22 protein-coding genes and 3 pseudogenes are annotated in these 24,714 nt (G+C 53.9%); 18 read left to right on the top strand and 7 right to left on the bottom strand.

Translation table 11 applies throughout. The features are described from left to right. The 6 genes from M2396_RS06055 to M2396_RS06030 all read left to right on the top strand — a co-directional run bounded on the left by M2396_RS06055 (position 1) and on the right by M2396_RS06030 (position 6,786). Positions 1-534, top strand: a complete 534-nt coding sequence (locus tag M2396_RS06055) for a hypothetical protein (protein WP_259073809.1) — start codon at positions 1-3, stop codon at positions 532-534. 634 nt (positions 535-1,168) lie between these two features. Next, positions 1,169-1,891 carry a hypothetical protein gene (locus tag M2396_RS06050; protein WP_259073806.1) on the top strand — a complete coding sequence of 241 codons (723 nt, stop codon included), beginning with the start codon at positions 1,169-1,171 and terminating at the stop codon, positions 1,889-1,891. After that, the gene (locus M2396_RS06045; RefSeq protein WP_259073805.1) at positions 1,888-3,888 is read left to right on the top strand and encodes an integrase; all 2,001 of its coding nucleotides are present in this window, start codon (positions 1,888-1,890) and stop codon (positions 3,886-3,888) included. The genes M2396_RS06050 and M2396_RS06045 overlap by 4 nt, the downstream gene beginning before the upstream one ends. Next, positions 3,885-4,871, top strand: coding sequence for a TniB family NTP-binding protein (locus tag M2396_RS06040; protein WP_259073804.1), 987 nt, complete (start codon positions 3,885-3,887; stop codon positions 4,869-4,871). The genes M2396_RS06045 and M2396_RS06040 overlap by 4 nt, the downstream gene beginning before the upstream one ends. 213 nt (positions 4,872-5,084) lie before the next feature. Further along, a complete protein-coding gene (locus M2396_RS06035) occupies positions 5,085-5,714 on the top strand; it encodes a hypothetical protein (protein WP_259073803.1) in 630 nt (209 codons plus the stop codon). Between the two features lie 10 nt (positions 5,715-5,724). Beyond that, positions 5,725-6,786 (top strand): TniQ family protein, encoded by a 1,062-nt coding sequence (locus tag M2396_RS06030; RefSeq protein WP_259073802.1) that lies wholly within the window; start codon positions 5,725-5,727, stop codon positions 6,784-6,786. Positions 6,787-6,889: 103 nt separating this feature from the next. Here M2396_RS06030 and M2396_RS06025 read toward each other — a convergent pair whose 3' ends face one another. From M2396_RS06025 to M2396_RS06015, 3 genes and pseudogenes are all read right to left on the bottom strand, one after another. Beyond that, positions 6,890-8,572, bottom strand: a complete 1,683-nt coding sequence (locus M2396_RS06025) for a UvrD-helicase domain-containing protein (RefSeq protein ID WP_259073800.1) — start codon at positions 8,570-8,572, stop codon at positions 6,890-6,892. Continuing rightward, positions 8,569-10,488: pseudogene (locus M2396_RS06020) on the bottom strand (ATP-dependent nuclease). The gene M2396_RS06025 and the pseudogene M2396_RS06020 overlap by 4 nt, the downstream one beginning before the upstream one ends. A gap of 360 nt (positions 10,489-10,848) precedes the next feature. Further along, complete coding sequence (locus M2396_RS06015; RefSeq protein WP_259073798.1) at positions 10,849-11,127, bottom strand: hypothetical protein; 279 nt, start codon at positions 11,125-11,127, stop codon at positions 10,849-10,851. A 467-nt stretch (positions 11,128-11,594) separates the two neighbouring features. Here M2396_RS06015 and M2396_RS06010 point away from each other — a divergent pair, with 467 nt between their 5' ends. Together M2396_RS06010 and M2396_RS06005 are read left to right on the top strand one after the other, a co-directional pair. Beyond that, the gene (locus M2396_RS06010) at positions 11,595-11,921 is read left to right on the top strand and encodes a hypothetical protein (RefSeq protein ID WP_259073795.1); all 327 of its coding nucleotides are present in this window, start codon (positions 11,595-11,597) and stop codon (positions 11,919-11,921) included. Positions 11,922-11,950: 29 nt separating this feature from the next. Then, on the top strand, positions 11,951-12,331 hold the full coding sequence (locus tag M2396_RS06005) for a histone-like nucleoid-structuring protein, MvaT/MvaU family (RefSeq protein ID WP_259073793.1): 381 nt from the start codon (positions 11,951-11,953) through the stop codon (positions 12,329-12,331). 321 nt (positions 12,332-12,652) lie between these two features. Here the strand turns inward: M2396_RS06005 and M2396_RS06000 are convergent, their stop codons facing one another. Continuing rightward, positions 12,653-13,126, bottom strand: a complete 474-nt coding sequence (locus tag M2396_RS06000; RefSeq protein ID WP_259073791.1) for a helix-turn-helix domain-containing protein — start codon at positions 13,124-13,126, stop codon at positions 12,653-12,655. 209 nt (positions 13,127-13,335) lie between these two features. Here M2396_RS06000 and M2396_RS05995 point away from each other — a divergent pair, with 209 nt between their 5' ends. The 5 genes and pseudogenes from M2396_RS05995 to M2396_RS05975 form a co-directional block, all read left to right on the top strand. Beyond that, positions 13,336-14,070, top strand: coding sequence for a metallophosphoesterase (locus M2396_RS05995; RefSeq protein ID WP_259073788.1), 735 nt, complete (start codon positions 13,336-13,338; stop codon positions 14,068-14,070). After that, on the top strand, positions 14,070-14,393 hold the full coding sequence (locus M2396_RS05990; RefSeq protein WP_259073786.1) for a hypothetical protein: 324 nt from the start codon (positions 14,070-14,072) through the stop codon (positions 14,391-14,393). Before M2396_RS05995 ends, M2396_RS05990 begins: the two co-directional genes overlap by 1 nt. A 174-nt stretch (positions 14,394-14,567) precedes the next feature. Beyond that, entirely contained in the window at positions 14,568-15,065 is a 498-nt protein-coding gene (locus M2396_RS05985) for a hypothetical protein (RefSeq protein WP_259073782.1), read from the top strand. Between the two features lie 48 nt (positions 15,066-15,113). Beyond that, the gene (locus M2396_RS05980; RefSeq protein ID WP_259073779.1) at positions 15,114-15,749 is read left to right on the top strand and encodes an HAD family hydrolase; all 636 of its coding nucleotides are present in this window, start codon (positions 15,114-15,116) and stop codon (positions 15,747-15,749) included. Between the two features lie 73 nt (positions 15,750-15,822). Further along, positions 15,823-16,008 (top strand): annotated as a pseudogene (locus M2396_RS05975) (transposase); the annotation flags it as partial. Between the two features lie 468 nt (positions 16,009-16,476). Here M2396_RS05975 and M2396_RS05970 read toward each other — a convergent pair. Continuing rightward, the gene (locus tag M2396_RS05970) at positions 16,477-16,827 is read right to left on the bottom strand and encodes a hypothetical protein (protein WP_259073777.1); all 351 of its coding nucleotides are present in this window, start codon (positions 16,825-16,827) and stop codon (positions 16,477-16,479) included. A 173-nt stretch (positions 16,828-17,000) separates the two neighbouring features. On the opposite strand from M2396_RS05970, the pseudogene M2396_RS05965 reads away from it, so the two are divergent. Next, positions 17,001-17,461: pseudogene (locus tag M2396_RS05965) on the top strand (SDR family oxidoreductase); the annotation flags it as partial. 182 nt (positions 17,462-17,643) lie between these two features. Here the strand turns inward: M2396_RS05965 and M2396_RS05960 are convergent. After that, the gene (locus M2396_RS05960) at positions 17,644-18,285 is read right to left on the bottom strand and encodes a 4-carboxy-4-hydroxy-2-oxoadipate aldolase/oxaloacetate decarboxylase (RefSeq protein WP_259073774.1); all 642 of its coding nucleotides are present in this window, start codon (positions 18,283-18,285) and stop codon (positions 17,644-17,646) included. 252 nt (positions 18,286-18,537) lie between these two features. On the opposite strand from M2396_RS05960, the gene M2396_RS05955 reads away from it, so the two are divergent. From M2396_RS05955 to M2396_RS05940, 4 genes are all read left to right on the top strand, one after another. Then, a complete protein-coding gene (locus M2396_RS05955) occupies positions 18,538-19,173 on the top strand; it encodes a GntR family transcriptional regulator (protein ID WP_259073772.1) in 636 nt (211 codons plus the stop codon). A 423-nt stretch (positions 19,174-19,596) separates the two neighbouring features. Next, entirely contained in the window at positions 19,597-20,982 is a 1,386-nt protein-coding gene (locus M2396_RS05950; RefSeq protein ID WP_259073769.1) for an MFS transporter, read from the top strand. A 57-nt stretch (positions 20,983-21,039) separates the two neighbouring features. After that, positions 21,040-22,101 carry a hydroxyacid dehydrogenase gene (locus M2396_RS05945; protein ID WP_259073768.1) on the top strand — a complete coding sequence of 354 codons (1,062 nt, stop codon included), beginning with the start codon at positions 21,040-21,042 and terminating at the stop codon, positions 22,099-22,101. 85 nt (positions 22,102-22,186) lie between these two features. After that, the gene (locus tag M2396_RS05940) at positions 22,187-23,131 is read left to right on the top strand and encodes an amidohydrolase family protein (RefSeq protein ID WP_259073765.1); all 945 of its coding nucleotides are present in this window, start codon (positions 22,187-22,189) and stop codon (positions 23,129-23,131) included. A 203-nt stretch (positions 23,132-23,334) separates the two neighbouring features. Here the strand turns inward: M2396_RS05940 and M2396_RS05935 are convergent, their stop codons facing one another. Continuing rightward, the gene (locus tag M2396_RS05935; protein ID WP_259073762.1) at positions 23,335-24,699 is read right to left on the bottom strand and encodes an MFS transporter; all 1,365 of its coding nucleotides are present in this window, start codon (positions 24,697-24,699) and stop codon (positions 23,335-23,337) included. Between the last annotated feature and the right edge of the window lie 15 nt (positions 24,700-24,714).

Here is a 24,714-nt window from a genome sequence, read left to right as displayed (position 1 = left end):
ATGAATAGCGACTTGGATGGATGGTGCCGTGATATACACCGTGTGGTTGAAGGCTTGGTCGAAGAGGTGGAGCAGATGAGGCAAGAGCAGGCAGTCGAGAAGCAGATCAGCGCTTTCATACAGCTGAACGAAAAGCTTATGAGCAACGCCACTTCCTACACGAATCTGATCATGGTGGCTGGATACGCTGGTTATTTTGCATTCTGGTCAACTTTGGCCGGGAAAATCCCAACCTGGCTGTTCAACGCCTGTGGCCTCGCGATCACAGTCTCTCTGACTCTGTTCATCAGCTGGGAGATCGTCAAAATGTTTTGGGGCGCCAAGCATATGCGAAAGACCCAGGCCATTCTTGGTAAGCGGGCGCATCCCAACGTTCTATTGGAGTTCGAGAAAGCTTTCCAAGACTTCAGTTCTCGAACCCAGAGGGTTTGGCTGGTGTTTCTCGTACCCACCGTAGTTTCCGGCATTGCTGCTGCTTGCCTGCTGATCGGGTATTTTTGCCTTAGCTTGGCTGGAGTGATCTCGACGACGTAGCAGAAAAGCTAATTTCTTCAGCATGGACGCGTGCTCCCTCAGCCGCCTTTTATCGGATAGGCCCGGTCTTACTGAAGTAACTAGCGAGGACGGTGTCCACTCAGGCGGACGTATGCCGGGTTGGTTGGCAGGATGCTCACCGTTGAATTCAGATCGGAGTGGGTACATGTGGAAGACATCAGCAAAATGATCAATTAGTGCAAGATCTGATGGAAGCACAGCGATTGCGTTTCTGAAGGGCGCATCGAACGTGGCAGAAGTATGGCGAAGCCAATGAGACGACGCCACGCGTAATAACGTGCAAATACGGCTGAGGGGCCCCGAGTTTCTTGAGCTGCAGTGATGCAGCGATCAGCATTGGAAAACGCACGAGTGTCCAAATAGTAGAGGAAACGACACTTGTCTGTATCCAATAACCTCCGCATTCCCTCTAACCCCTTGTCGCCATTACAACTGCGGGCAAAAATTTCACAAACCACCGATTTTTCAAAACGCAAATTTCACAAGTTTGCGAAACACGAAATTCAATATTTTAAGCTAAAACAAGAGCTTACAAACTTGCGAAATTTCCAGTTGCACCAGCCTTAATTGCTGCTAAACCTTAAGGAATATTACTCACTTGAGGTAGGTTGTAATGACCTATGTCGGCGCATTTGTCACGCACGGAGATGACCCCGAGCTTTACATCGTCACCGGCAAGGTCTCAGCGGGTGCTCGCGTCCGCATCCTCAAGTGGGGTAAAGGTCTAGTCAGGACTGCTAGGCAAAAGGATGTTTTGATGATCCCGGCGCTGGTTGCGGTCGAGCGCCTGCGCATCTTGATCGTGGCACAGACCCCGAAAGGAAATCACGATGTCCTAGATGGGAAAGAGGATTTGGTGGCAGCCGCGTACGCCTACATTTCCAGCCACGAGTCAGCATTTCACACTGCGCGGATGGCTAGGCGTACGAGCTTGAGCGCTGGCTGGGTAGACACAAGCGTCGTAGCGAAGAAGTCCCACAAGCCCCAGCCAGCTCAGCACCCCAAACACCCAAAACCTCCAGTACAGTCAGAACCGTCATCCAAGATCCTTCCTTATGAGGAGGACTTCATCAGGGAAGGTGTCATCACCGAAATGGTGGCATCAAACTTGGTTCTCACAGACGCAGGTCAAATCGAAGTCTTGGGCACCAAAGTCGATCTGTGCCGGCTGATCCAAATCTATTGCGCAACAGCAGGGGTGAGCGCACCCACGAAATCCCTCATGCTCCGTCGAATCCGTGACATCACGACATACCTCTCACAGGGCGACCCTGACCCTACAATGATCGCCACTCCGCGTGGACTGATCTTTGACATCAAGGGGATGGAGCCATGACCGCCCAGGTGCGTATCGGTGAGCTAGTTACGGTTGATGAAGTCAGTGAAGCCATCGACGCTAAAGTCGCGAGAGCGCCAGGGGAATTCGTACTCAGCGAAGGGCAGGATTCCACGCCTGTTGAGGGCAATCCGGTCATCGACGATCCAATGGCCGCTGAAGAAGTATCAAACCCTAGTCCGGCGTTCTCGGTTTACGAAGTGGTCACCTACGACCTCACATCTAACACCTACAGGCTCAAAACGATAATTGGCGTGGAGACCTTCCGTACTGTCTCTCAGAAGAACGTCGTCAAAATGGACGGCCATTTTGACAAAGCAGCCATCGCAGCATTGGCTGAGCACCACGAGCACTTTCGAGCAAGTCTGGGTGACCATGAGCCAGTTCCGGTTACTGAAGCTCAGAGCGAGGCCGAAACGGAGGCCCAACGGCGAACGGATATAATGCGTCAGCACTGCGCGAAGGTCGATCCGATTTCCAAGCGCCAGGCTATGGCGGAATTGAAGGTCGGCCCGACTATCTTCCACAAAATAAAACGCATCCATCTCCTCAACCCTGATTGGCGAGCGCAGATGGCGGGTAAAGATGGCAGACGCCCAGGGGAAAAACGCATCGATCCCGATGTGGATGCGATAATCACTGTAGTGTTTGGTAGTCATCGTATTAACTATGGTGCCAATGACGCTGAGGCGCTGGATGAGATCCAGCTGCAGTGCAAAAATATCAACAAGCGTCCTCCCAGTCGTACCACTGTGTGGAGACGTTGGCATGCACTTTCGGAGAGAGACCGGCTTGAGGCAAGTGATGGGCCCGAAGCAGCGCAAGCAAAGTTCGGTAATTATCCCACACCCACTGTGGAAGAGTTTTATCCCGGGAGAATTCATGAAATTGACCACACACCATTAGACTGTCATGCGATGTCTTCCACGGGTGCGCCTTTGGGCAGGGCCTTTCTTACGCTCGTACGTGATCGAGACACAAAGGGCATCATGGGGTTTGCACTATTATTCGGCGCTCCAAAACGCGCTAGCATATCTGCAGCCGTACATATGGCCTTATGCCCCAAGACGGCGCTTTTGGCTAAGTTCGGACTTTCTCATCTCCATTGGCCACTTTATGGAAAGCCGGTGCAATATGTCGTAGATCATGGATCTGATTTAATGGCCGAAAGTTTCAGGGTTGCCTGCGACCACGAAGATATCAAGCACATCCCACGACTGCGCCCTGCATCGGGAGGCGGGATAGAGCGGGGATTAGGAATACTAAACCGGAGCTTCGTCCAAACCTTGGATGGTGCCACAGCCTCCGCCACTAAGAAGGGGCCTGGTTATAAACCTCATAAAAAAGCAATTTACACATTAGAGAGGCTGACCGAGCTCATAATCGTCTGGATATGTAAATTTAATAACAAGAAAAGTCGCAAAGATCAGTTGTCGCCCAATCAGCGCTTTGAGCGAAAATATGGTCTGCACGACGGCTTAATAATTCCACCGCCGACAGTCTCCGACCCAGGCCGATTTGTTATTGATATTCTAGAAGGGCGTGAGGTAACCGTAGCGCGTAATGGCGTTGTTACGCGCGAATTGGTTTATAAGTTCGGCCCTTTCTCCAAGATGGTCGGCGAGAAGATTTATATCAAGATTGATCCAAATAATCTTCACAGGATATGGGGGCTTTATAAAGATCACTGGCATCCGCTCTGGTTGGTCAATTCACACACTGAGCCACTCACTTTAGCTGAGCAAAAGATGATCCTGAAGGCAAGACGTGAAGACCCCGACGCTGATGACAAGCGCCTGGATGCTCAGGAGCAACTCAACAGCATCAAGGCGAAGGGCAAGAAGGAGGCTAAAGCCATCCAGAGGGCTCAGGAGGATGTCGCCCAGCTCGAGCGTATGGGGCATTTCGGGCCTACCCAAGAGCCCAGTGAACCCGATGATGCGGAGCCAACTACGCCCATGCCCATCATCATCGCCGAGTTGGATGAGGACATATGAACGAGCACCTCACCAGGAAGACCCGCGAGTATTTACTCCTGCCACCCGAAGAGCGCGCGCTCATGTGCTACCGAGATGTGTGGGTGCCCCATCCATACGGCACCGCGCTGACTGAATGCGCCAAGCTTCTGGTGTCGTTGCCTAGGGTAAAGGCGAATCCCGGGATGGCCGTTATCGGGGCTCCTGGCGTCGGTAAAAGCAGGCTCGCTCAGCGGTGGAGCGAGGAGAGCTTTTCGGACAAGGGAGGTTGGGCAGGAAAGGTCATGTACATCGATCTGTCCAATCGCAAGAAGGGCGTCGATCTGGAGAAAAGGTTCCTGCAAGAACTGGGGATGATTGTCCGTGGTAAGGCTTACACCTTCAGTCCCAGAGACTACGCAGAAGCACAGCAGGCTGTCCGACGGCTCAACATCCGCGCAGTCATTTTCGACGAAGCCCATGGTCTTGACCGGCGCGTGACGAGTCAGCGGCTCCACAATATGTTCGAGGCGTTGAAGGGCTTCTCTAATCAGGACTGGGGCTTGAATGTGATCCTGTGCGGTACCAACGAGCTCCAGGATATGCTGGAGCTCGACGATCAGATTCAGTCGCGTTACGGGCATCGCACGACTGAGCTGCCTGAATGGAAAAATGACAATCTGCTTGCATCCTTCATTGCGTCCTTCATGTGCTACATGCCCCTGCGACTTCCATCCGAAGTGTCATCAACCATTTTCCGCGACAAACTGTACGAATTGGCGTCGCCTGCGCGTGTTGGAGCCAAGACGCAGAAGGGTAAAAAATACAAGGTTCGTAGCAAGTGCAGCTCACTGAGAACCATGATCGACATTTTGAAGGAGGCATGTCGCTACGCCGTTATTTCGGGTGAGGAGTACATCGATGTCGTGAGCCTCCAAACTGCAGCAGATAGGCTTCACGGGAAAGCCGATGCTCAGGCCCTCTTGATCCAGAATGCGCGGATCACCATGGCAACGAGTGAGTGATGAATGCGAGCCATCAGACCTGTTGGGGACTTGTCCCCGTGGATTGCGAATACTAGCAATGACTCGGTCTTACGGGACTGTCTGGCTGCGATTGCCGAGCATCAAGGAACGATGCCCCGGGCCATCTGCATCACCGGACTATCGGGGGCTGGGGCGTCCATGCTGATGGAAAGAGTATCCGCTCGAGCGCGTAAGGATGGAAAGCGAGTGCTGATGCTGGATGACACCCCCTTTCCTGGGAACAAATACTTGCACGCTAAATTGCTCCATTGCCTGGGGGTGGGTACGGTAAGTTCCATACCCTGCTTCCATGGCCTATCGAACATGTGCGCCGGAATTTTAGACTTGCGGCAGTACGATGTATTAGTCATGGAGGATGCGCAGAAATACAAAGACGTTGAACATCGGGGAGTCCGTCCTAACATGGAGACACTTTTGAGCATTCCCCGCCTGCGACGTCCGCCCTTGCTCATACTGAGTGGGCTTACTGACGCAGTAGAGCTCCACCATGCAAGACTCGTGGATGCTGGCATTCCTAGCGAGATCAAGGTGCTGCAACCGATGAAGCTTGATCAGGACTACCAAGCTTTCGTGGAAAGTGTCTGTCAGGAATATTCGTTGGGCTCAGAATTCCTCATGTCGCTTAATATCTGCCAGTTGTATCGCGAATCACATGGACTGATAGGCCTCACAGTCAGGATTATTCAGTGGTTGTATCTGCAGCGTGGCGCCATCGCTCGAGCCTCACGGAGCAAGGTCTATCAGCAGTTGCTCGTCGAGAACGAGCGCGACGAAGATTTCGAAGACGGGGCTGGCAACGGCCCACCCGTAAGCAATGAGTAGGGGCTCGACGGTGCGTGCGTTTTACGGGCTCTTGAAGCCACTGCACGACGAATCACTGTCGTCGTGGCTGACCCGGATGTTCCATCTACATTACGTCGATTCGACTTTCGAGACTGAAATCCTACGCCTGGCGGCCCGAGACCCCGGAGTGAAGGGTGATTTAGACCTGATTTACAAATCTTCTGCATTTCTAGATCTGTTCAAGTGCACTCATAGGCCCCAAATCCTTGCTCAGTTTGAGATGGTTGAATCCCACACAGTCCCGTCCGAAGTAGACGATAAATATTGCCGGTTGTGTTTTCAGAACGACATCAGCGCCTGCCAGACACCAATCTGGCGAAAGTCATGGAAAATGCGCGGCGCATCTGTGTGCGTACTTCATGATCGTCCTGTCCTCCTTTCCCGGCTAATCGAGCGGCCAAAGGATCTACGGGATCGGGGATGGCAGGGCTACCAGGAGTATCTAGATAGCCCATTGTCTCGACTGGACGTTGATTTTGCCCTGCGAAGGGCAGCGCCTAATGCAGTAGTCGCGAATAACCGGAAGCTGTTGCTGCTGACTCAGCGGGTTCAGCACTGGTACCAACGTGTCCTCTGCGATGAAGCTGGCGATAAAGCCGGGGATGGACAAGTGGGCAGCGGCTTACAGTTCTTGATGGGATTATGGCTTCACTCATCAACCCATTATCGGTTGAGCCCAGGCATTGCGCGAACCTATTTTCACGTTCCTTTCAAATCCCCCAGTATCGGCATAACTGAAAAGATCACATCGCCTCAGGCATCGATTGACACCGCGAGCCCGCGGGAAATTGCGGTAGCGTATTGGTTGCTGGGAATCGCGTACGGGCTGATCACGCCGGAAGAAGGCAAGCTTATAAACCAGATCACCCGATCTGAAAGTGCCGAGTTCCCTACTACCAAGCTGCAGGTGGCGGCGGCTACCACCCGAAACTATCTAGAGGAAGGGTTGGCCAGGATACTGGAGGAAGCGATCAAATCGCTGACCCCCAAACAATTTCAGGCGATCTCATGGGTGTTTGTTCGGCTGCTCAGGTCAAAGGGCGCACCGTAGCTAACTCGTGCATCTTTATGCCATGCGCATTCAAGTAAATCAGCCTTGACCGCGGATACCACATTTAGGCCTCTGGCACCTGTGTCATCCCCACTAACCGACCTCATTGCGGCTGTTTGGGCGACAGATGCTCGGTGACGTAGGTGACGAAGGTCACGTGCGGCTGTCTCGCGACATCCCATCTTTTGCCCGCCGATATTCCCGCTGGACGTTGCCTCTGATTCGCCGTGGTGATGATCAGGCGATCCTTTGCTCGAGAGACTGCGACGAAGAAGACCTGTCGCTCGTCCTCGATTTTACCGCGGAAGGTTTGCTGCTCGACTCCGGAGATGATCACTGAATGAAACTCCAATCCTTTGCTTTTGTGCATGGATAAGAATCTCACTGCGTTGTCGTCGGAGAACCGGGCAAGCGCCCTTGGCAAGTCGGGTTCTGTCTGCAGGAGGGTGGTGATGTGATTACGAGTATCGCGAATGATCTCCTTCAGGCGTCGCTTGGTTTCGTAGTCTGAAGAAAGAGCCGTCATCACGGGATGCCCCAAGGTGTCGAAGAACTCTTTGGCGAGCTTCCACCAATCGGCGTAAGGGGTCGTTGTCTTTGCTGCCGCCTTTACCTGCTGCTGATGCTGCTTGTAGCAAAGCTCGAACGATTTGTGAGTTCTGTCGCTGGTGCCCTCATCATCAAACGGCGCGAAGAGATCCATCAGCCGCGACCAAGCCTTATTGGAGCCTCGCGTATAGAGGCAGGTCAGGTAGTCGATCATCAGCCTGGCTGCAGGCTCCTTGAGTAAGTCCTGAAGGGTGTTCTCATTGCGGAAAGGTATGTTACGAAGCGTCAGCTGCTCCATGAGTTCTTCCGCGTACAGATCGATTTCACCGCGGAAAAGAACGGCGATCTCGGCTGGTCTTAACTCTTCGACCTCAATCCATTTCTGGATCAGGTTTGCCAGAGAAACGGCCTCAGCGGTGCTCGAGGAAAAATTTCCTGCGCGGATTACACCGTTGTCTCCGTCGATTAATTCGTCGGGCATAAGGGCCGAAGGGTCGATATCCCGAATGACGCTGTTCTGCATGCGCAGCAGGCGCGGCTTGGATCGGAAGTTTCGGTAGAGCCGTAGTGGTCGGGCGGCGAAGTCATTAGCGTAAAGCTTGAAGATGCCGTCTAACGCGCCGGCCCAACCCATGATGGTTTGCTTGGTGTCGCCTACAGCGGTCAGGAGCGCCGGCGTTCCTTCAAACAGGAGCTTGATCAGTTGGTACTGATCTGAGGTGCAATCCTGGAATTCGTCGAGAAATACGTGCGCATAGGTCTGACGGATAGTGTTTCGGGCGATCTTGCTTGTACGCAGAATCTTGAGCGCCATGGGAAGCAGCTGCATGAAGGTAATCTGCTCGCCAGGAATGGCCTCTTTGCCTATTGAGTAATCAGGGTTCAGAGCCTCTGGGCCGGTCAATAACACCCGAAAGCGACTGACAATTCGGTTGGCAAATGAGTGAAACGTGAAGCTGTCGAAGCGTGTTGCTTGCTCCCATCCGCATCGCAGGCTCACACGTTCCTTAAGATTGCGACTTGAGTCGGACTTGAAGGAAATCGCAAGAATTCGCTTGGGATACCGGCAACTACCAGTGCGCAGGAGAAAATCCGCACGCTGGGCCAGTATCTCCGTCTTGCCTGCGCCTGGCCCCGCCAAAAGGACAAGCGAATGCTGGGTGTCCTTGATAGCGTGCCAAGCGTTCGTTTCCAGAGTCAGGCCAGGTGAAGGCGTCCAACGGTCAGGGTGAATCACTCCGGTGACTCCTCTAGCGCTGCAATCACCGCGTTAGCGAGTCGATCCAGTGCAGGTGGGAGGCCGGCGAGGAGATCAGCGTCAGAGAGGCTGGAGAGCGCGGTGAGATGAGCTGCGGGTTTACTGCCGAGTTTGAAAAGATGGTGGTAGGCATCGAACCAAGCCTGCTCTTGCGGGCTGTATTGATCAGCGCCTTGATGGCTTTTTCCGAGAACCGCCTTCTGGCTTTCTGGAGTTGAAACAGCAGGTAGTGCATTGAATGCTAGAGGGAAGGCGGTCAGCATGGCAAAGTCTAGATCAAGTGGTGCCGAGAAAAACACGCCGCGCTGTTCAAGTAGGTCGAATAGGGTCTCTGGTGATGTAGGCGAGACCCCGTTGTGGATTCTGACTTTAAATTCATGGCTGTCCCAGGCCGGGATCGTATAGGGCAAAACCTTGAAAGGTTGGAAAAGCGCTAGTTGGTCGTTGACGTATTTCAGTCTCCCCCAGCCGCCCTGGTACCGTGCAAGATCTAGGTCAAGCAAGGTGATGTACGGCGTGCCGAGCTGGGAAAGCAAGCGCCAGAAGTGATTCACGTGGCGGCCACCCAGGGGCGCGATGGTCACCGCCGATTCGTCGACCGGCGCCCCTTTGGCTTGAAGAATCCTCGGAAGGACGATCTCCTCGCTGTCACCTTCACCCAAGACTACAAGCCGGGAGAAATAGATCTCGGGAAAGGCCTGGACGGCTTCTCGGACGAATTTATGGGCTACATCCTCCTTGGCGGGAAGCGTGATGCCATTGACTATAGAGCACCGATTCGAGCCGAGCCGCAAGTAGCGGATGTTTTCAGGATCAACCCGGCGCAGCATCGAGGGCGCGTGTGTTGCGATCAGTGCCTGAGCATCAACACCTATGGAACCTTTCAGAGCATTAACAATCCTGCCCAAGTACTGAGGTGACAGGCTGTTCTCGGGCTCCTCCATAGCCAAGATGGTGAACGCGGGTGGTTTCAACTTGGCTGGATCAATAGCCGTATTCTTACCTGACTTCACGTCACGGTTGATCGAATGGGCAGCGAGTACCAGAGAGAGATAGAGCATCGATTTTTGCCCGTCACTCAGCCTTGAAAAATCTACCTCACTCACTCCATGCCCCGGTGTGAATGAAACCGACATGTGGCGTAGCAGCATCTCGATGTCCGAATTCACGAAGGTGAGCTTGGGCTCGGCGAAGAAAGCTCCTTTGTGTAGGCCTTTCCATGACGCATTCAGGCTTTGCCCGAGCGCTTTGACAGAAGCATTACCTGCAAGGCAGTTGGTAATCTGGTCGGTCAACTCCTTGACCGTATTGCGATCGCCGCCCCATTGAGTTGCACGCAATAGCCGTCCGAGTAAAGCCGTCGCTCCGTACGCGATGTGGTCGGATGGATCACGCCGGGCCGGGATGTAGTGAAGGTGGATCTGGTTGCGTTGGTGCTTGGGAACTATGGAGCTGACGGTGGGGTTTCCATCGGCATCGGCCTGCGTGACGTAGACGAGCGATTCTTCGACATCACCTTCGTCGTCGACCATGGCAGTAAGGCGGTAACGAACTCGCGGCACATCGCCCGCAGCCTGGAGGCGCATGTGATCGAAGTGCGGAGCAACTGTATCGTTGTCCTCATCGTCAGCTGTCTCCGGGAAGTTAAACTCTGCCTCCAACCACAGCGTGCTGCCGCCCTCAGCATTGCTCTAGCCAATTGGGACGTGAAAGTCAGAAGGCCGGACGCGACGCAACCCTGGCTCAAATGCGAATAGCCTGCAAAGAGCCTGGAGGACTGCGGTTTTGCCTGCGCCGTTCGGGCCCAGGAGGTACGTTATGTCTTCGAACGTGATCGGGGTCGGTACAGGGCCAAACGACTGAAAATTGGATATCCGCAGGCTGCACAGCTTCATTGCTCGTTTTCCTTATCTGACAAGCTGTCTATCCGAAAACGCGCAGGAGTTACTAGCAACGGCTCGCTTTGTCCCTGTCCGTGTGTTGCGCGCTGCGGTGAAGAATACTGCGCCAGCTTGGGTGGCAGAAAGGCCCGTTAGAAAAAATTTTGCCGGTATCCAGAGTTTCCTAAACCGTGTAGTTGCTATTGACGCTATCAGGCAGTGCTAGTCGAAATGGTCATTGTTAGGCTAGGAACATAGAAGTAGGGGGTGATATTTCTCCTGCTGTTGTCAAAAAGCTCGCGCCGCTATTTATTTGCTTGCATGCGCGCCATGACCGTCAGCTAACTAAGCGCAGTATGAAAAGTGACCCAATATTTATGTTGAAAAGCGCGTCACGGTATATCCAAGACTACTGACTAAATCCCAAGTAGTAAATATGCCACGAAGCTCCCTACTTCTAGTAACTATCGCCATCTCCGCAGATATGTTGCTCACGCTCACGCTCACGCTCAAGCTCAAGCTCGAGTAGACCATCACGTCCAAATTTGCAAATGCCGAAATGCCATATGGCTGGATAAGATTTACTTTCGGCGCCCAAGCCAGTTGCACGCCGATTTCCAGATAAGTATCGGCCAGTACATCATGGGTAGTCACATCGCTTGGGCACCTTTTGGGATATCAAGCCACCGAGGCTCAGATAGCAGATTCTCCTTCACTTCGAAGGCAGGTGAGAAGGTTTTCCAGGCGCAAAGCCCTGTGATAGAGCCTTTGCAACCCGCATCGACGGATTCTACCAAAATTGATCACTGAAACGGTTTCGGCCTATATTGATCTGGGTGTACAGCGCATGCCCTAAAAGGGTGGCCATCATACCTGGCGGGAATGTTCGGTTTTTACGAATTATCGATCCCGTCTCGATCTCGTCAGTCGTTCTGGTTCCTTAAGGCAACCTGCTCACGATGGTTCTCGCACGCCTACAAGCAGCCAAAATACTGACGCTAAAGGTGTTTAGAAAAGGCCCTTAACCAGCGGGAGGGTAACCGTCAGACTGGGTTTCTTCAAGAGAATGCATCGGCTACACTCAACGCACATGGCTCACTCAGCGCAGATTGGTGGATGATATGAGCAGGTCGCATACCCTTGTCGAGTTACGGCTGGCTGAGCATCAATTGGCCACGATGCTGATCGCTCTGTCGAAGAAGAAAGGTCAGCCTGACTATCTGCTGGACATCGAGTTTCAGACCCAGCTCAAGGCACTGATGATCGAGTTTGGTTATACCACGCCTCAAGTTGTCAAATTGCTCCGCGCTCGCGAAAAATTCACCCAGCAGGGTGTGAATCCATTGCTAGATCTTATTCCAAATGGAAGTACTGAGAACAATTTCGTCGATTGTGCAGAGCCCGCAAAAAATGAGCGATCCCGAGCTCGGGAAAGCTCTTATGCCTGATAGCCTTTATTGCATAAGGTGAGAGCGCTATGGAAAAGTTGATTAAGCTGCTTGAAGTAAATGATCGGCTTGCCAATGAGTGCTCTACTGCAATGCCGCTCATTAATGATCTTGAAGTAGTCAAGGCTTTTAACTTCCTGACTCGCCTGGACTCACTTGCTGATAAGTATCAGTTTGCTTCGAAGGATATAATACTGCTTCTTGATCCCAGTCTTGGCTCCGAAGAATTTTCTAAGGTGCCTGCAGGACAACTGAATTCACCTGCTAAAAAAAGAAAGCCCCGTCCGCTGAAGAGCTACCTCAACCCTCACACGGGCGAAGTGATAGAGACTCGCGGGGCTAACCATAAATTATTGAAGCAGTGGAAAGCTTTACACGGCGCCGCAACTGTCGAGAAATGGACGCGCTAGAGCCACTAATCGGGCACTGCAAGCCTGACCTAAGGCGCCGTGATAGTAAGCGTTCATACCGTAGGGGGGGCCAGTCCGCACTATACGGAGGACTGAACCAGGCGCAGGGTCACCAATGACCGTCGCCGTGGAATCCCGCGCCACTGTCGGGTGGCAGCCATCTGTACACCGCAAGATTTGGGACGTCTGTGCCTGCGCTAGGCCCTGAACCTTGAATACCTAGATCGACTTCTTAAAAACTTGATCCATGAAGCGGCCTGTCGATCGACTCCGCAGCTCACCTTCATCAAATCCAGCTCGCGGTGACACGGGGTGATGTTTTCAACCTTCGTCCTTCCAAAGCCGGCTAACCGTCGACTGCCCAAGCCCCAGCAGCCCCGCAGTCTCAACCTGGGTCTTGCCCTCAGCCCTGCACTTGAGTACTGCCGCCCGGTTGATCTCTTTTGATCGAATACGGGGATGCACCGAGTGAAGTTTCCCGTCCCTGAACTCGCCGTCGAGGTTGTCCAGGACACCTAGCTTTTCCAGCTTGGCAAGCTCGCCGGCCAAGTCTTTCAAAAACTCCTTGGGTGTTTGACGGCGGGCATGGGAGGAGGCCGCGGCGAGGAGGGCGACTAGATTGATGTCGAGGACAGTTGAAATGTCCTCGAGGGTGGAGAGGGTAGGACTGCTTTTGCCGTGTTCGATGTTGCTCAGCTGACGAGCCTCGACCCGACCATGGAAGTCTTCCTGGGAGAGATTCTGGGCTGCGCGCGACAGCCTCAGGACGGCGGCGAATGGTTCTCTCAGCGACATTGGGAGCATCCAAAGCTGAGGATAAAGCCATATTGCACGTCTCCACTCCATGCAATATAGTGCTCCGAGCGAATAAAAAGGCACTGTGTCCGAATTTTGATGGGAGCGCTAGGAAGCCTTCAATCCATCGCATCGGCAAACCCATGCGCTCGCCGCACTGACAGATCCGGTGTGCGTCAATTTACTGCTAAATCCTCAAGAGCCAGCGTTTGCGAATCAGAATTTACTCAGACCTACACGCCGAGCTCCACCGTTTCGACCCGCCGTCCCTTGATGCTGGAGTTGACCTGGTAATCCTCGCCGGCGACATCAACAAAAAGGCCAGGGGCGTCCAATGGGCCAACGATACGTTCGTCTGCCAAGTCGTATACGTCACAGGGAACCACGAGTATTACGACGGGCACCTTGATCGCACCTTGCAGAAGATGAAGGACGCCGCGGCCGGCCACGTGCATGTTCTGGACAACGAATCGCTGATTCTGGGGGATGTCAGAATCCTCGGCAGCACATCATGGACTGACTTCACGTCAACAGGGAACCAGGTCGCGGCCACCAACGCTGCCAGGCAAGGCATGAACGACTTCAAGTACATCAGGGCAGACTCGAACTACAGACGATTGAGACCGGATGACCTAGTTACCCGGAATCACATCGCCAAGGACTGGCTCACCCAAGAGCTTGCTCGACCGTTTGGCGGCAAAACGGTAGTGGTGACACATCACTCACCATCTCCCGTGGTGATTGGTGAGCAGCATGAAGGGCACCTTACTGCAGCGTACACCAACGACTGGCAGCACCTAACCGAGCAGGCCAATGTGTGGGTGTTCGGTCATACGCATGAGGCTATAGATGTTGAGCTGGCCGGCTGCCGGGTGATCTCAAACCCCCGTGGCTACCCCGGAGAGAACACCGGTTTTGACCCTTACTTCGAGATCCAAATCTAATGGCCACTTCGGCGATGAAGCACTTTTTTTACCACGCCGTCGAGCCGATAGAGCTCGATCAGGATCTTCCCTCGGAGGTCATCCAGGCACAGGGCATTTCCTGGGGTGTGGTGGTCGACGCTTACCTTGTCAACGCAGCAAGGGTAGGGCAGAGCTATGCGGCGCTCGTTTACAACGATCAGTCAAACGTAAGCTCGAATGGAATGACGGTTGCTACCCCTCCACTTCAGATGGTTGAGACAAGGGCGGGGTTCAAGCTAATGCGCAGCCTCAGTGGCAGAGACTATTACGTTATCGCCAGCGAGTTCAGCGAGCCGCGGTGAGCATCCAGTTGGGTTGGCTCACCCAGCATGAAGGCCGCTTTCACGTTGTAGTGCTTGGCAAGCCGCGGTGACCACCTTAGATTTAAATTTTTATGTATCCCGCTGACCAGCTCGCTGGACGGCTTCGTGTGCGCTCGTATTCACGTGGCCTTTTTAATGCACTAAGGAAAATGCATGTCGGATCTGAAAAAAATTGAGCTTACCGTCAAGAACTACAACATTAAAAACTCTGCTGACATTGATACGCTCTACAGCCAAGTTCGGTGTGAAGACGGTGAAGGGGAAACCTTCTATTTCAAGGAGGTTTGCATGCTGGACTACTTGAAAAGGCATGGGGCAATTGTTACTGACAAGCCTCGTACGTGGTACTACAAGCATTTGAACAAGAAAACCATCGTTCTGGTGGCGTTCCAAAAAGCAGATGGAAAGGTTGAATATGACCTTGATCACCTGCGGGAGGTTGCTAAATCCAGCATTCTCAAAGGGATCGTTTTGGCGGTGGCGGCAATTCCTGCGGGCTTGATCATCGCAACAGCGACATTTGGCATCGGACTACTGTTTACGCCTTTGTGCCTCTTCTATGCATATAGAAGTCTCTTTAAAATCCCACGGATGCTGCGCCGGGACACGCTGGTAAACGAGCTCGCCGCGCATGGAGTGATTGTGCAGTAGCGGCTAGTCCGAACAGCTGCTAGGCTGCGTACCGACGAGGAGCAACGAATGACAGTCGCGGTAATTTTTGACCTCTTCGGTACGCTTTTGGAAATTCGAAACCGGCAGAACCCCTATCGACGACTCCTCCGCCTGGGCTCACAGCAGGGGCGCGCCGCGTACCCTGGTGACCTGCGCTGGATCATGACCAACGCATGCGGGTTGCAGGAGGCTGCTGATTTTTTTGGAATCAAGCTGTCTTCCATTCAACTCACTGAGCTCCAGAGCTGCCTAGAGCTCGAACTTGGATCGATCACACTCTTCGAGGAGGCGCTGCCGGCGCTCGATCTGCTGCGAGACCGCCAAATAAAAATTGGCGTGTGCTCAAACCTGGGTGGCCCGTATTGCTCGGTAGCCCGGAATCTGCTGCCGGGGCTTGATGGCTATGCGCTCAGTGCCGAGGTTGGGCTGATGAAGCCTGATAGGGCCATGTACCAACACATCTGCACCCAGCTCGATGTTGCACCCAACCAGCTCTCAGGATCGAACGCGCCTAACGTTTTGATGATCGGAGACTCCCGGCGATGTGATGCTGATGGCCCCCGAGTAGTCGGCATCCAAGGCTACCATCTGGATCGTAGTGGGGCTGGTCGCTTTTGTGACCTGCTTGAGTTTGTTGCAGGAATTAACATCGGCAGTGGTTGATGCCCACAGCCTGAATCGCCCCGGGTTTCGTAGACACCTCCATGCCTTAAAATGAGGCCAATCAGGAGGTGCCATGAGCAACCCGCGTTATCCCGAAGAATTCAAAATCCAAGCAGTCAATCAAGTGACCGAAAGGAAGCTGCCTGTCGCTGAGGTGGCGGCCCGTCTCGGCGTGTCGACGCATAGCCTCTATGCCTGGATAAAGCGCTACAGCAAACCTCAAGAAGAACGGCAGCAGGGTGATGATCAGCACGCTGACAGGCTATGAAACGTATCCAAGCGCCATTTGAGGAGCAAGCTATCCGCTCCCTACGTGCTGGCGACTTGGTGGTGGTTGATGGCGATGTGGTGATCACCGCAGGCTTCCCTACTCACCAGAGGATGATGAGATGTCTGGAAAGCGGTGAAGCACCGCCAGTCGAATTACGCGGCCAAGCTCTCTTTCATCTTGGCGGCTGCAGCCAAGGTGAGGGGATGCTTTCGAGATGCTCTACATCAACCCTACTACCTGTACAAGATTCAACCCCTATATGCCAACGTTGATTGAGGGCTTCGGCCTTCGAGTCGTAGGTGGCAAGGGTGGCCTTGATCAAAATAGCGTCGACGCAATGAAAAAGTGGGTTGCGTCTATCTTTCGTTCTTGGGCGGTGGTTGTACGTTACTTTCGAGGGCGATTCAGCGCGTTGTTGAAGTCGGTTGGCCAGAGATGGTCACGCACTACCGTCTCTCACGTATCAACTCTGCGCCTGACATCCAAAGCAAACTCACTTACGCTGCTGATGGCCTGATCCACCTCTGTTGGTGACAGCTCTATAGGCTTGTCATCGACGGTCTTGCCATTGCGATGGACGATGTCATGTCGCTTGCTGCAAATGCGGCCAGCTCCCGCCAGGTTTGGGTCTTTCATGTGCTCGCCAAACATCAACGTCGCGCTCAAGACCTCCTTGATATTGGCGACGTTGTGGAAGGTCTGATCGGCCAAGATTTTGAGCACGATGTTTTCCACCACCTTCGACTTTCCAGCCATTTCCTTCAGAGTTACGGAGACAACGTTCACCTTTTTATAAGCCTGCAGCAAGCGACCTCAGCAGGTTTTCGTCGCTAACGACAGGCTTGCGCACCACCGAGCTAATCAGCGCTTCCATGAGAGTGCTGGTATGCGCATAGACGGCCTCATTTTCAAATCTGTTCAGGCACCGCTGGGCAACAACATCGTTCAGTTCTATCACGTGGCGTGTGCCCCAACTCCAACACTTTAATTTGATGCCTGCCGTACGTCTGGATCGTGCGCTATTGCCGTCCATGCTTGCTCAGGGCTCAGGCGTTATCATCCATGTTAGCTCGATTCAGCGCATGATGGCTCTGCCTGAGTCCACCACCGCCTACGGCGCCGACAAGGCAGCGCTGGCCACCTACAGCAAATGCCTTGCAAGGGAAGTGACGCCAAAGGGGGGGCGTGTGCTGAGCGTCGCGCCCGGGTGGATTGAGGCCGCGGCGTCCATAAGACTGGCAGAGCAGTTGGCTGGCCAGGCAGGAACGGACTACGAAGGAGGCAAACGAATTGTCATGGAGTCGATTGGCGGAATTCCACTGGGCAGGCCGGCCGAACCTCAAGAGGTTGCCGACTTGGTCGTCTTCCTCGCGTCCCCCGTGCCGCCTCGATCTCAGCATCCGAGCACCGTATCGACGGCGGCACCATCTCAACGCTGTAATCCACAGCTACAATTAATTGGGCGACGGCGAGATCTCAGTGCTTGCCGCTTCCTTGACTCTCTTGGGATGCTCTCAGAACTATGGGCCGATACCACTTATCTTTCGGGGTTGTCGGCCCGACCATACCCTCAAGGCTGCAGCAATGGCGCTGCTCTTAAGGCCAGCCTTAGCGTCCAACGCTTTATTTCATACCCAGTCTTTCGAGAGTTGGAGCCAGTCCGAGTAGCTCAACAGTGCTCACGCCGGATTCGATCCCACGACGAATGCCTTCTTCCTTATCTTCTCGCGCGTGGCTGAGCTGAATCACTTCCTCAATCCGATGCTGCTCTACAACTACCAAGCCATCTCGATCCCCGACGATGATGTCACCTGGATTGATCAGGACATTGCCGATCATGACGGGTACGTTAACCTTGCCCGGCTGGCACTTGTTGGTACCCTTGATGCTCAGCCCGCGCGAGAACGTAGGGAAGCCCATTACGATAATCGAGTCAGCATCGCGCACGGCACCGTTAATAACTAAGCCCACAATGCCCAGACGCTGAGCCGCGAGGGTCAAGAGATCGCCCCATGGGCCAGCTTCAGTGAAACCTTTAGCGTCCACAACCAAAACGTCCCCAGGCTTGGCTTTGGTCAGTGCGTAGTGGATGGCCAAGTTGTCGTCGGGACGACAGTCGACAGTGAGGGCAGGGCCGCAAAGCCGTTGAGAAGGGTCGACAGGGCGAATACAGCTCTCGATAGCGCCCGTTTGGCCCTGTGCTTCGTGAATGGTGGCCGAGCCGAGTTTTTTCAGTGCATTGATTTGTTCTTGTTGAATGGGCATGGCGTTTTCCGTCTGGCTGATCAATCTCACGGCGCAGTCATTACTAGCTCGGGCGACTAGCCCACTCCTGCGTTCGTGATGGGTGGGTGTATCCGCTAGCTGCGTTCGTAAATACAATAAAAGTACAATAAGCCCTTTGTAAACAATTTTCGTACAAACGATCATTTGCCTCGCGATAATGCGCACATGGAATAGGGCCTGTTGCAGGTACAAGCCCTGGAGAAATGAGTCGGAAAAGCTGATGGGGGTTACATGGCTACAGAGCATATCTACGAAACTCTGCGAAACCGCATCATCGCTGGGCAGTACGAACCAGGCACTCAGTTAAAGGAAGAGCCGCTGAGCCGTGAATTCGGACTCAGCCGTACCCCTGTCAGGGCTTCATTGAAGCGTCTGGTTGATGACGGGTTAGCTGTAGTGGAGGCTAACCGAGGTGTGTTTATCGCAGGCTGGACGCGGTGGGATGTGGAGGAGATGTTCAGTTTGCGGGAGCTGCTGGAGCCTCACGCGGCCATGCTTGCGGCTCAACGCGCAACGCCAGGCGATGTGGAGGCGCTTCACCGCATCAATAACGATATGGCCCAGGCAATCAGTCTGGGAGGGGGGGGGGTGCAGCTTGGGGTGCAGGCTGCAAACAAGGCGTTTCACCACCAGTTACTGGAGACGGCTCGATCGCAGCGGTTGAAGACCATGCTCTACACGTTGATCGATATGCCTGTGATCACCCGCTCGTTCTTTCTATACGGCACTGCTGATTTCAACCGCAGTCTGCAGCAGCACCAGGACATCACCTATGCCGTTGAGATCGCCGATGGGGAACTCGCGCGGCAAGCCATGACCACCCATATCCGCATGGCGTATCGCCGGTTCATGGCTCATCGATCGTAGAATCCAGTGGCCGGCTAGAAAAAATACAATTACAGAACAATCTGGGTTATAGTGGCTCCATAACAACAAGTTTCGGAGGAGCCATGAGCCCTTTCTTTCTCAGCAAAGCCTTGGATCTGCCAGTCTCGTCGAGTCTCGATCTGAGCAGCGTCTCTCTCCCGCGCTTGTCGCTTTCGCTCATTGAGCAGCGAAGCGGTAACCAGCCTCAAGGGTTTCGCCAGCGGCAGCATCTGAGCCAGCTTGTTCTGGCGCCGCCCCTTCCCCCTATCTGACCTCGAACAGCGCGGCGCCTGAACCGCGTCTGATTGAACGGCACAGAACCACTTGGCGCGCGGGTGCAAATCCGGGGGCGGAGTGTTGCTGCACTAAACCGAAAGTTAAGTTTTGAACCCGCAACCTTTAATAATAAAAGCAGGTGTTGGTATGAAAAACGCTATTGATGCATCTGAAAAACCGTCTCGGTTCCGCTGGGTTGTCGCAGGCTTATTCTTCCTTGTGTATACCGTGGCGTCGGCGGATCGTGCGAACTTAGGCGTAGCGCTGCCGTTCATTCGTGAAGAATATCCAATGACCAACGCAGAAGCCGGAGCATTGCTCAGTGTGTTCCTGCTGGCCTACGCGCTTGCACAGATCCCATCAGGTTTTGCATCTAGTAAGTGGGGTGTGAGGAAGATATTTTCGTTCTCGATGATTGCTACTTCGGTTCTTACCGGTCTAATGGGCACAGTCAGTTCGGTCATTGGATTGAAAATCTGCCGCTTCTTACTCGGGATCGCGGAAGGCCCTCTGCCGATCGGGATCGCTTCGACCATCAACAACTGGTTCCCTGCTAAAGAAAAAGGCACCGCGACCGGGATTTTTCTCGCGGCTGTAAAGTTCGGCCCAGTCCTGGTACCTCCACTGTGTGTGGCAATCGTTGCAATGTGGGGATGGCGCGAAATTTTCTACCTCTTCGCGATCCCAGGCATTGTACTGGCGATCATGTGGTACTTCTTGGTTGCGAATCAGCCGGCAGAAAGCAAGTTTGTAAATCAGAAGGAGCTGGAGTACATCACTGACGAGGCTAATAACACCATTACGCAGCAGAAAGCAGCTGTTGCGCGAGATTTCAAAAAGCTGGACAAATTTATCCGCGTCTCGCCGGCAACCCCAATTACCACCAGCAAAGAGTTGTTCCGTTCCTGGAACTTGATTGGCTGCTCGTTGGGGTACAGCTTCCAAGTCGGAATCTCCATGATTCTCCTCTCCTGGATTCCAACCTACCTCGTCAGCGTCAAAAACTTCTCGATTATGAACATGGGCTTCGTAGCTGCAGCACCGTGGGTTGGTGCCATTTTCGGGAACCTGCTAGGTGGACTCCTCTCAGACCGGGTGCTGGGCAAGCGTCGTAAACCAGGCATGATGCTCTCTGCATTGGCGACCGCCGGCATGATGTACGCGCTGATCAACTCGCCTAACGATCCGCTGCTTTATGCGTGCCTGATGTTCCTCACCGGTACACTGATCAGCATTGGTTACTCCTCCTATATGGTCTACCCGATGGGCCTGGCTTCCAAGAAAGTCTTCCCAGTTGCGAGCTCGATCGTAAACACAGGGGGGCAGCTCGGGGGGGCAGCGGCGCCGTTCCTAGTGGGGCTGCTCCTGGATAGCTACGGTTGGTCGCAGGTCTTCTTGGGCATGGCAATCGCTTCGTTCGTAAGCTTCCTTATTTTGCTGACAATTAAGGAACCCGTCCCCCCAACATCTCCAGTAGATGAGCCGACTGATATTCCAGTTCAGCAGGCTGCGATGAAACCGTCCAATGGCTAATAGCCAGTACGAATTTACCTAAAACTAAAGCTTGTTGTTTTGCAAAGGGAACTTGAAATGACTGAATCATTCAAGGTACGAGTGTGTCGCCTGGATCTTTGGATCAACCCCATCTTTGACGAAACTTTGGCGCGCAATCCAGAAGTACATCTCGATGTGGCATCCAGTGATCCTTCTTGCACTGCCACCCGGGAGGCTCTTGCGAGCGCACATGCTTACCATGTCTGTGCGGCCAAGGATGATCTGCCAAAGCGGTGGTGGGTAAACGCTGATCTGATCAACGAGAGTCCCAACCTGCTGTGCGTGTCAGCCGGCGGCGCCGGGTATGACACGGTAGATGTCGATGCCTGTACCAAAGCGGGTATCCCGGTCGTTAACCAGGCAGGCGCTAACGCTCACTCTGTCGCGGAGCACACTTTTGCGCTGCTACTGGCTGTCATCAAGCGGGTAGTGGAATCTGACAGGAAGCTACGGACGGAGTCGAGCTTCAAGCGCGAAGATCTGATGGGCGACGAAATCCATGGCTGCACGATCGGACTTGTGGGTATCGGGGAAATCGGCACCCGCACCGCCAAGATTGCTGCAGGCTTTGGTCTCAAGGTTCTTGCCTATGATCCCAATGTTTCAGCTGAGGAAATTCGAGCTCGCGGTGCTGAGCCGGTGAGTCTCGACACACTGTTGAACAAGAGTGATTTTGTTTCGTTGCATTGCCCTCTGAACGCACAGACGCGGCACATGATTGGTGCCGAACAGTTCGAAGCGATGAAGCCTGGATCAGTATTCATCTCGACTGCGCGTGGCGGTATCCACGATGAAGTGGCCCTATACAAGGCATTGAGCTCCGGACGCCTGCGAGGCGCAGGGCTGGATGTCTGGGAAGTTGAACCACCACCCCACGAGGCGCCGCTGCTGAGTCTGTCGAACGTCGTAGCTACTTTCCACACAGCCGGAGTCAGCCACGGCGGTCGTCGAAATGTAGCACGATCCTCCGCCGAGCAAATTCTGATGATGGTGGATGGCGCGCGCCCCCCGCACCTTCTCAACCCTCAGGTTTGGGAGCGTTTCTTGAAACGACGTGAACAGATCCTCGGCCTTGCGACTAAATTTGAGCCAGTTTGATCTAGGTTAGGGCGCCGGCACGCATGTAGAGAGCCTCTTGGTGGGGCGCCCAGCCATTGCCCCCATAACAATAAAGGGATCGAAAATGAACCTGACCCGTCGTCAATTCGTTGCCGCTACCGCTGCTGTGACAGGTGTAGCCGCCACAATGCCCGCGTGGGCTGCTGTACCTTGGTCATCAGGCGAGCAGAGGCCGAACCTTGAGTTTCCCGTTGGCAGCGTTGACTGCCACATGCACCTCTTCGACGATCGTATCCCGGCTGTTCCTGGAGCAAAGCTGCGACCTGCAAATGCTTCGCTGGAGGATTATCGCCAATTACAGCGGCGTATGGGGCTGACTCGCATGGTCATCGTTCAGCCATCGACTTATGGCTTCGACAACCAGGTGATGATGGATGGTTTGATTAGCAGTGAGGGGGCGGCACGTGGCGTCTCGGTGATCCAGCCTACGGTAAGCGACGCGGAACTGCAGGCAATGCATACCGCTGGTGTACGTGGTATCCGCGTCAATTTGAGTTTTGGTGGTGCTCGTATCGAAGACATGGAGCGCATGTCCGCCCGTGTGAATGAATTAGGCTGGCACGTACAATTTGTGTCTCCGGGGAGTTTTCTACCAGAGCTGGAAGCCCGCTTTCGGCGATTGCCAAGTCCCTTGGTGATCGATCACATGGGCGAAATCTCTCAGCCGGGCGGTATCACATCGGAGCCGTTCAAAGTCTTAGAGCGGCTGTTGGATACTGATCATGTCTGGGTGAAGTTGTCTGGCGCCTACATCAGTTCTGCAGTGAGGGCTCCTGGTTTCGCAGACGTCGGTAAGATAGCTATGGCACTGGTCGCTCAACGGCCTGATCGATTGGTGTGGGGATCTGACTGGCCGCATGTCACTGAGAGCGGTACGAAACCGGACGATGCGCAACTGGCAGACCTGCTACTGGCATGGGCACCATCCGAAGCAGTGCGTAACCAAATTCTGCGTGACAATGCGTGTCGGCTTTACGATTTTACTGAAGAGACGTGTGCCGGCACTTAGGGCTCCATGTGTCTGGGGTTTCGAGGTCGCATTTCAGTAGAACCAAAAGAGCCCCGTTTCTGGAGCTCAACCTTTTAAATGTACCTCTGGGCCAACCCTTTCGCAGGGTTAATTCTTAAACGTGGCGGGGACATGGGCGATTTTTCCTTACTTAGCGTAAGGGGGCCAGGCGCTGTGTACGCCTGGCCAGGGCGAGGAAATATTCAGCTAGCAGGCGTAGTGGGCTGAGGTTCTTCAAGCCCCATGGGCTCAGCAATGGTGAGCAAAACGAGGAAGCTGATAAGCGAGCTGATAGCCATGAACATGAAGACGTAATTCCAGCCCAAGCTATCGAGTAGCACCCCGGTGATGAACGGCGTAGCTGCTCCGCCCAGCTGTCCACCCATGTTCACTACCGCGCTGGAAATGGGGAACTTACTCTTCGAAGCCAGGGCCATCGGGTAGACCATGTAGGAGGAGTAGCCGACGGAGAGTAAGACGCCGGTGAGGAGCAGAAGCAAACCGTACTGGAGAGGGTCAGCTGGTGAGTTGATCAACAGATACATCATCCCAGCGGTGGCGAGAGCCGAAAGCATCATCCCCGGTTTGCGGCGCTTCCCGAGAACACGGTCGGACAGGAATCCACCGAGTACGTTACCAATCACGGCGCCTACCCATGGTGCAGCGGAAACCAAACCCATGTTCACCAGGGAGTAGTTTTTCACCGTCACCAAATAAGTAGGGATCCAGGCCAGAAGCACGCTGGAAATACCCAGTTGGAAGCAGTAGCCAAGCGCGCAGCCCCAGATATTCCAGGAGGTAAAGATCTTGCGGTTGGTATCCAATTCTTGGACGCGGCGGGCACGGATGAAACGATCAAGAGTCTTGAAGTTACGTGCAGGACGCGTGGCTGTCTGTGCATCCGATTTAGGCTGCGAGGGATCTGCGGTGATGTAGTCAAGTTCGGCTTTGTTGACGAAGCGGCTTTGACTTGGATGATCTGTGACCAGCCAGTACCAAGCCAGACCCAGAATGATGCCGGGAATCGCGAAGAAGTAGAAAATCTCACGCCATCCCCAGACTGCGATGATCACGGCGCAAATGGGCGGGACGATGACCGGGCCGAATTTTACGGCTGAGAGAAATATACCTGTTGCGGTACCTTTTTCTTTGGCTGGAAACCAGTTATTGATCGTGGTGGTCATGCCGATCGGAAGGGGGCCCTCCGCAATACCGAGGCCGACTCGGTAGAGCTTCAAAGTGATAATGCTGTGGATGGTGCCAATCAGGCCAGTGAACACCGAGGTGGCAATCATCGCGGCTGGAAGGATTTTCCGTACCCCGAAACGACTAGAAGCGAACCCGGAGGGTAGTTGCGCAAGCGCGTAGGCGAGAAGGAACAGACTGATCAAAGCGCCGGCCTCAGTATTACTCATCTCAAATTCTTTGCGAATGAAGGGCAGCGCTACGCCTATGTTCGCGCGATCGGCGGCGGCAATAGTGTAAACAAGGAAAATCATACCGACGACCACCCAACGGAATCCGCTAGGCTTTTCGGCTTTTGGCGAGGCAAGAGGGGAGTGGGGCATAGCGGTCACACCAGT

The organism is Pseudomonas sp. BIGb0278 (genome assembly GCF_024809895.1).
Taxonomy (GTDB): Bacteria; Pseudomonadota; Gammaproteobacteria; order Pseudomonadales; family Pseudomonadaceae; genus Aquipseudomonas; species Aquipseudomonas shirazensis.
The sequence above is the reverse complement of the archived record's forward strand: the minus strand, read 5'-3'. Positions and strand labels throughout refer to the sequence as shown.

Bases quoted from the DNA above. Each gene is read 5' to 3' on its own strand.
- M2396_RS06055 (WP_259073809.1), top strand. From the start codon at position 1: ATGAATAGCGACTTGGATGGATGGTGCCGTGATATACACCGTGTGGTT.
- M2396_RS06050 (WP_259073806.1), top strand. From the start codon at position 1,169: ATGACCTATGTCGGCGCATTTGTCACGCACGGAGATGACCCCGAGCTT.
- M2396_RS06045 (WP_259073805.1), top strand. From the start codon at position 1,888: ATGACCGCCCAGGTGCGTATCGGTGAGCTAGTTACGGTTGATGAAGTC.
- M2396_RS06040 (WP_259073804.1), top strand. From the start codon at position 3,885: ATGAACGAGCACCTCACCAGGAAGACCCGCGAGTATTTACTCCTGCCA.
- M2396_RS06035 (WP_259073803.1), top strand. From the start codon at position 5,085: ATGCTGGATGACACCCCCTTTCCTGGGAACAAATACTTGCACGCTAAA.
- M2396_RS06010 (WP_259073795.1), top strand. From the start codon at position 11,595: ATGAGCAGGTCGCATACCCTTGTCGAGTTACGGCTGGCTGAGCATCAA.
- M2396_RS06005 (WP_259073793.1), top strand. From the start codon at position 11,951: ATGGAAAAGTTGATTAAGCTGCTTGAAGTAAATGATCGGCTTGCCAAT.
- M2396_RS06000 (WP_259073791.1), bottom strand. From the start codon at position 13,126: ATGTCGCTGAGAGAACCATTCGCCGCCGTCCTGAGGCTGTCGCGCGCA.
- M2396_RS05990 (WP_259073786.1), top strand. From the start codon at position 14,070: ATGGCCACTTCGGCGATGAAGCACTTTTTTTACCACGCCGTCGAGCCG.
- M2396_RS05985 (WP_259073782.1), top strand. From the start codon at position 14,568: ATGTCGGATCTGAAAAAAATTGAGCTTACCGTCAAGAACTACAACATT.
- M2396_RS05980 (WP_259073779.1), top strand. From the start codon at position 15,114: ATGACAGTCGCGGTAATTTTTGACCTCTTCGGTACGCTTTTGGAAATT.
- M2396_RS05960 (WP_259073774.1), bottom strand. From the start codon at position 18,285: ATGCCCATTCAACAAGAACAAATCAATGCACTGAAAAAACTCGGCTCG.
- M2396_RS05955 (WP_259073772.1), top strand. From the start codon at position 18,538: ATGGCTACAGAGCATATCTACGAAACTCTGCGAAACCGCATCATCGCT.
- M2396_RS05950 (WP_259073769.1), top strand. From the start codon at position 19,597: ATGAAAAACGCTATTGATGCATCTGAAAAACCGTCTCGGTTCCGCTGG.
- M2396_RS05945 (WP_259073768.1), top strand. From the start codon at position 21,040: ATGACTGAATCATTCAAGGTACGAGTGTGTCGCCTGGATCTTTGGATC.
- M2396_RS05940 (WP_259073765.1), top strand. From the start codon at position 22,187: ATGAACCTGACCCGTCGTCAATTCGTTGCCGCTACCGCTGCTGTGACA.
- M2396_RS05935 (WP_259073762.1), bottom strand. From the start codon at position 24,699: ATGCCCCACTCCCCTCTTGCCTCGCCAAAAGCCGAAAAGCCTAGCGGA.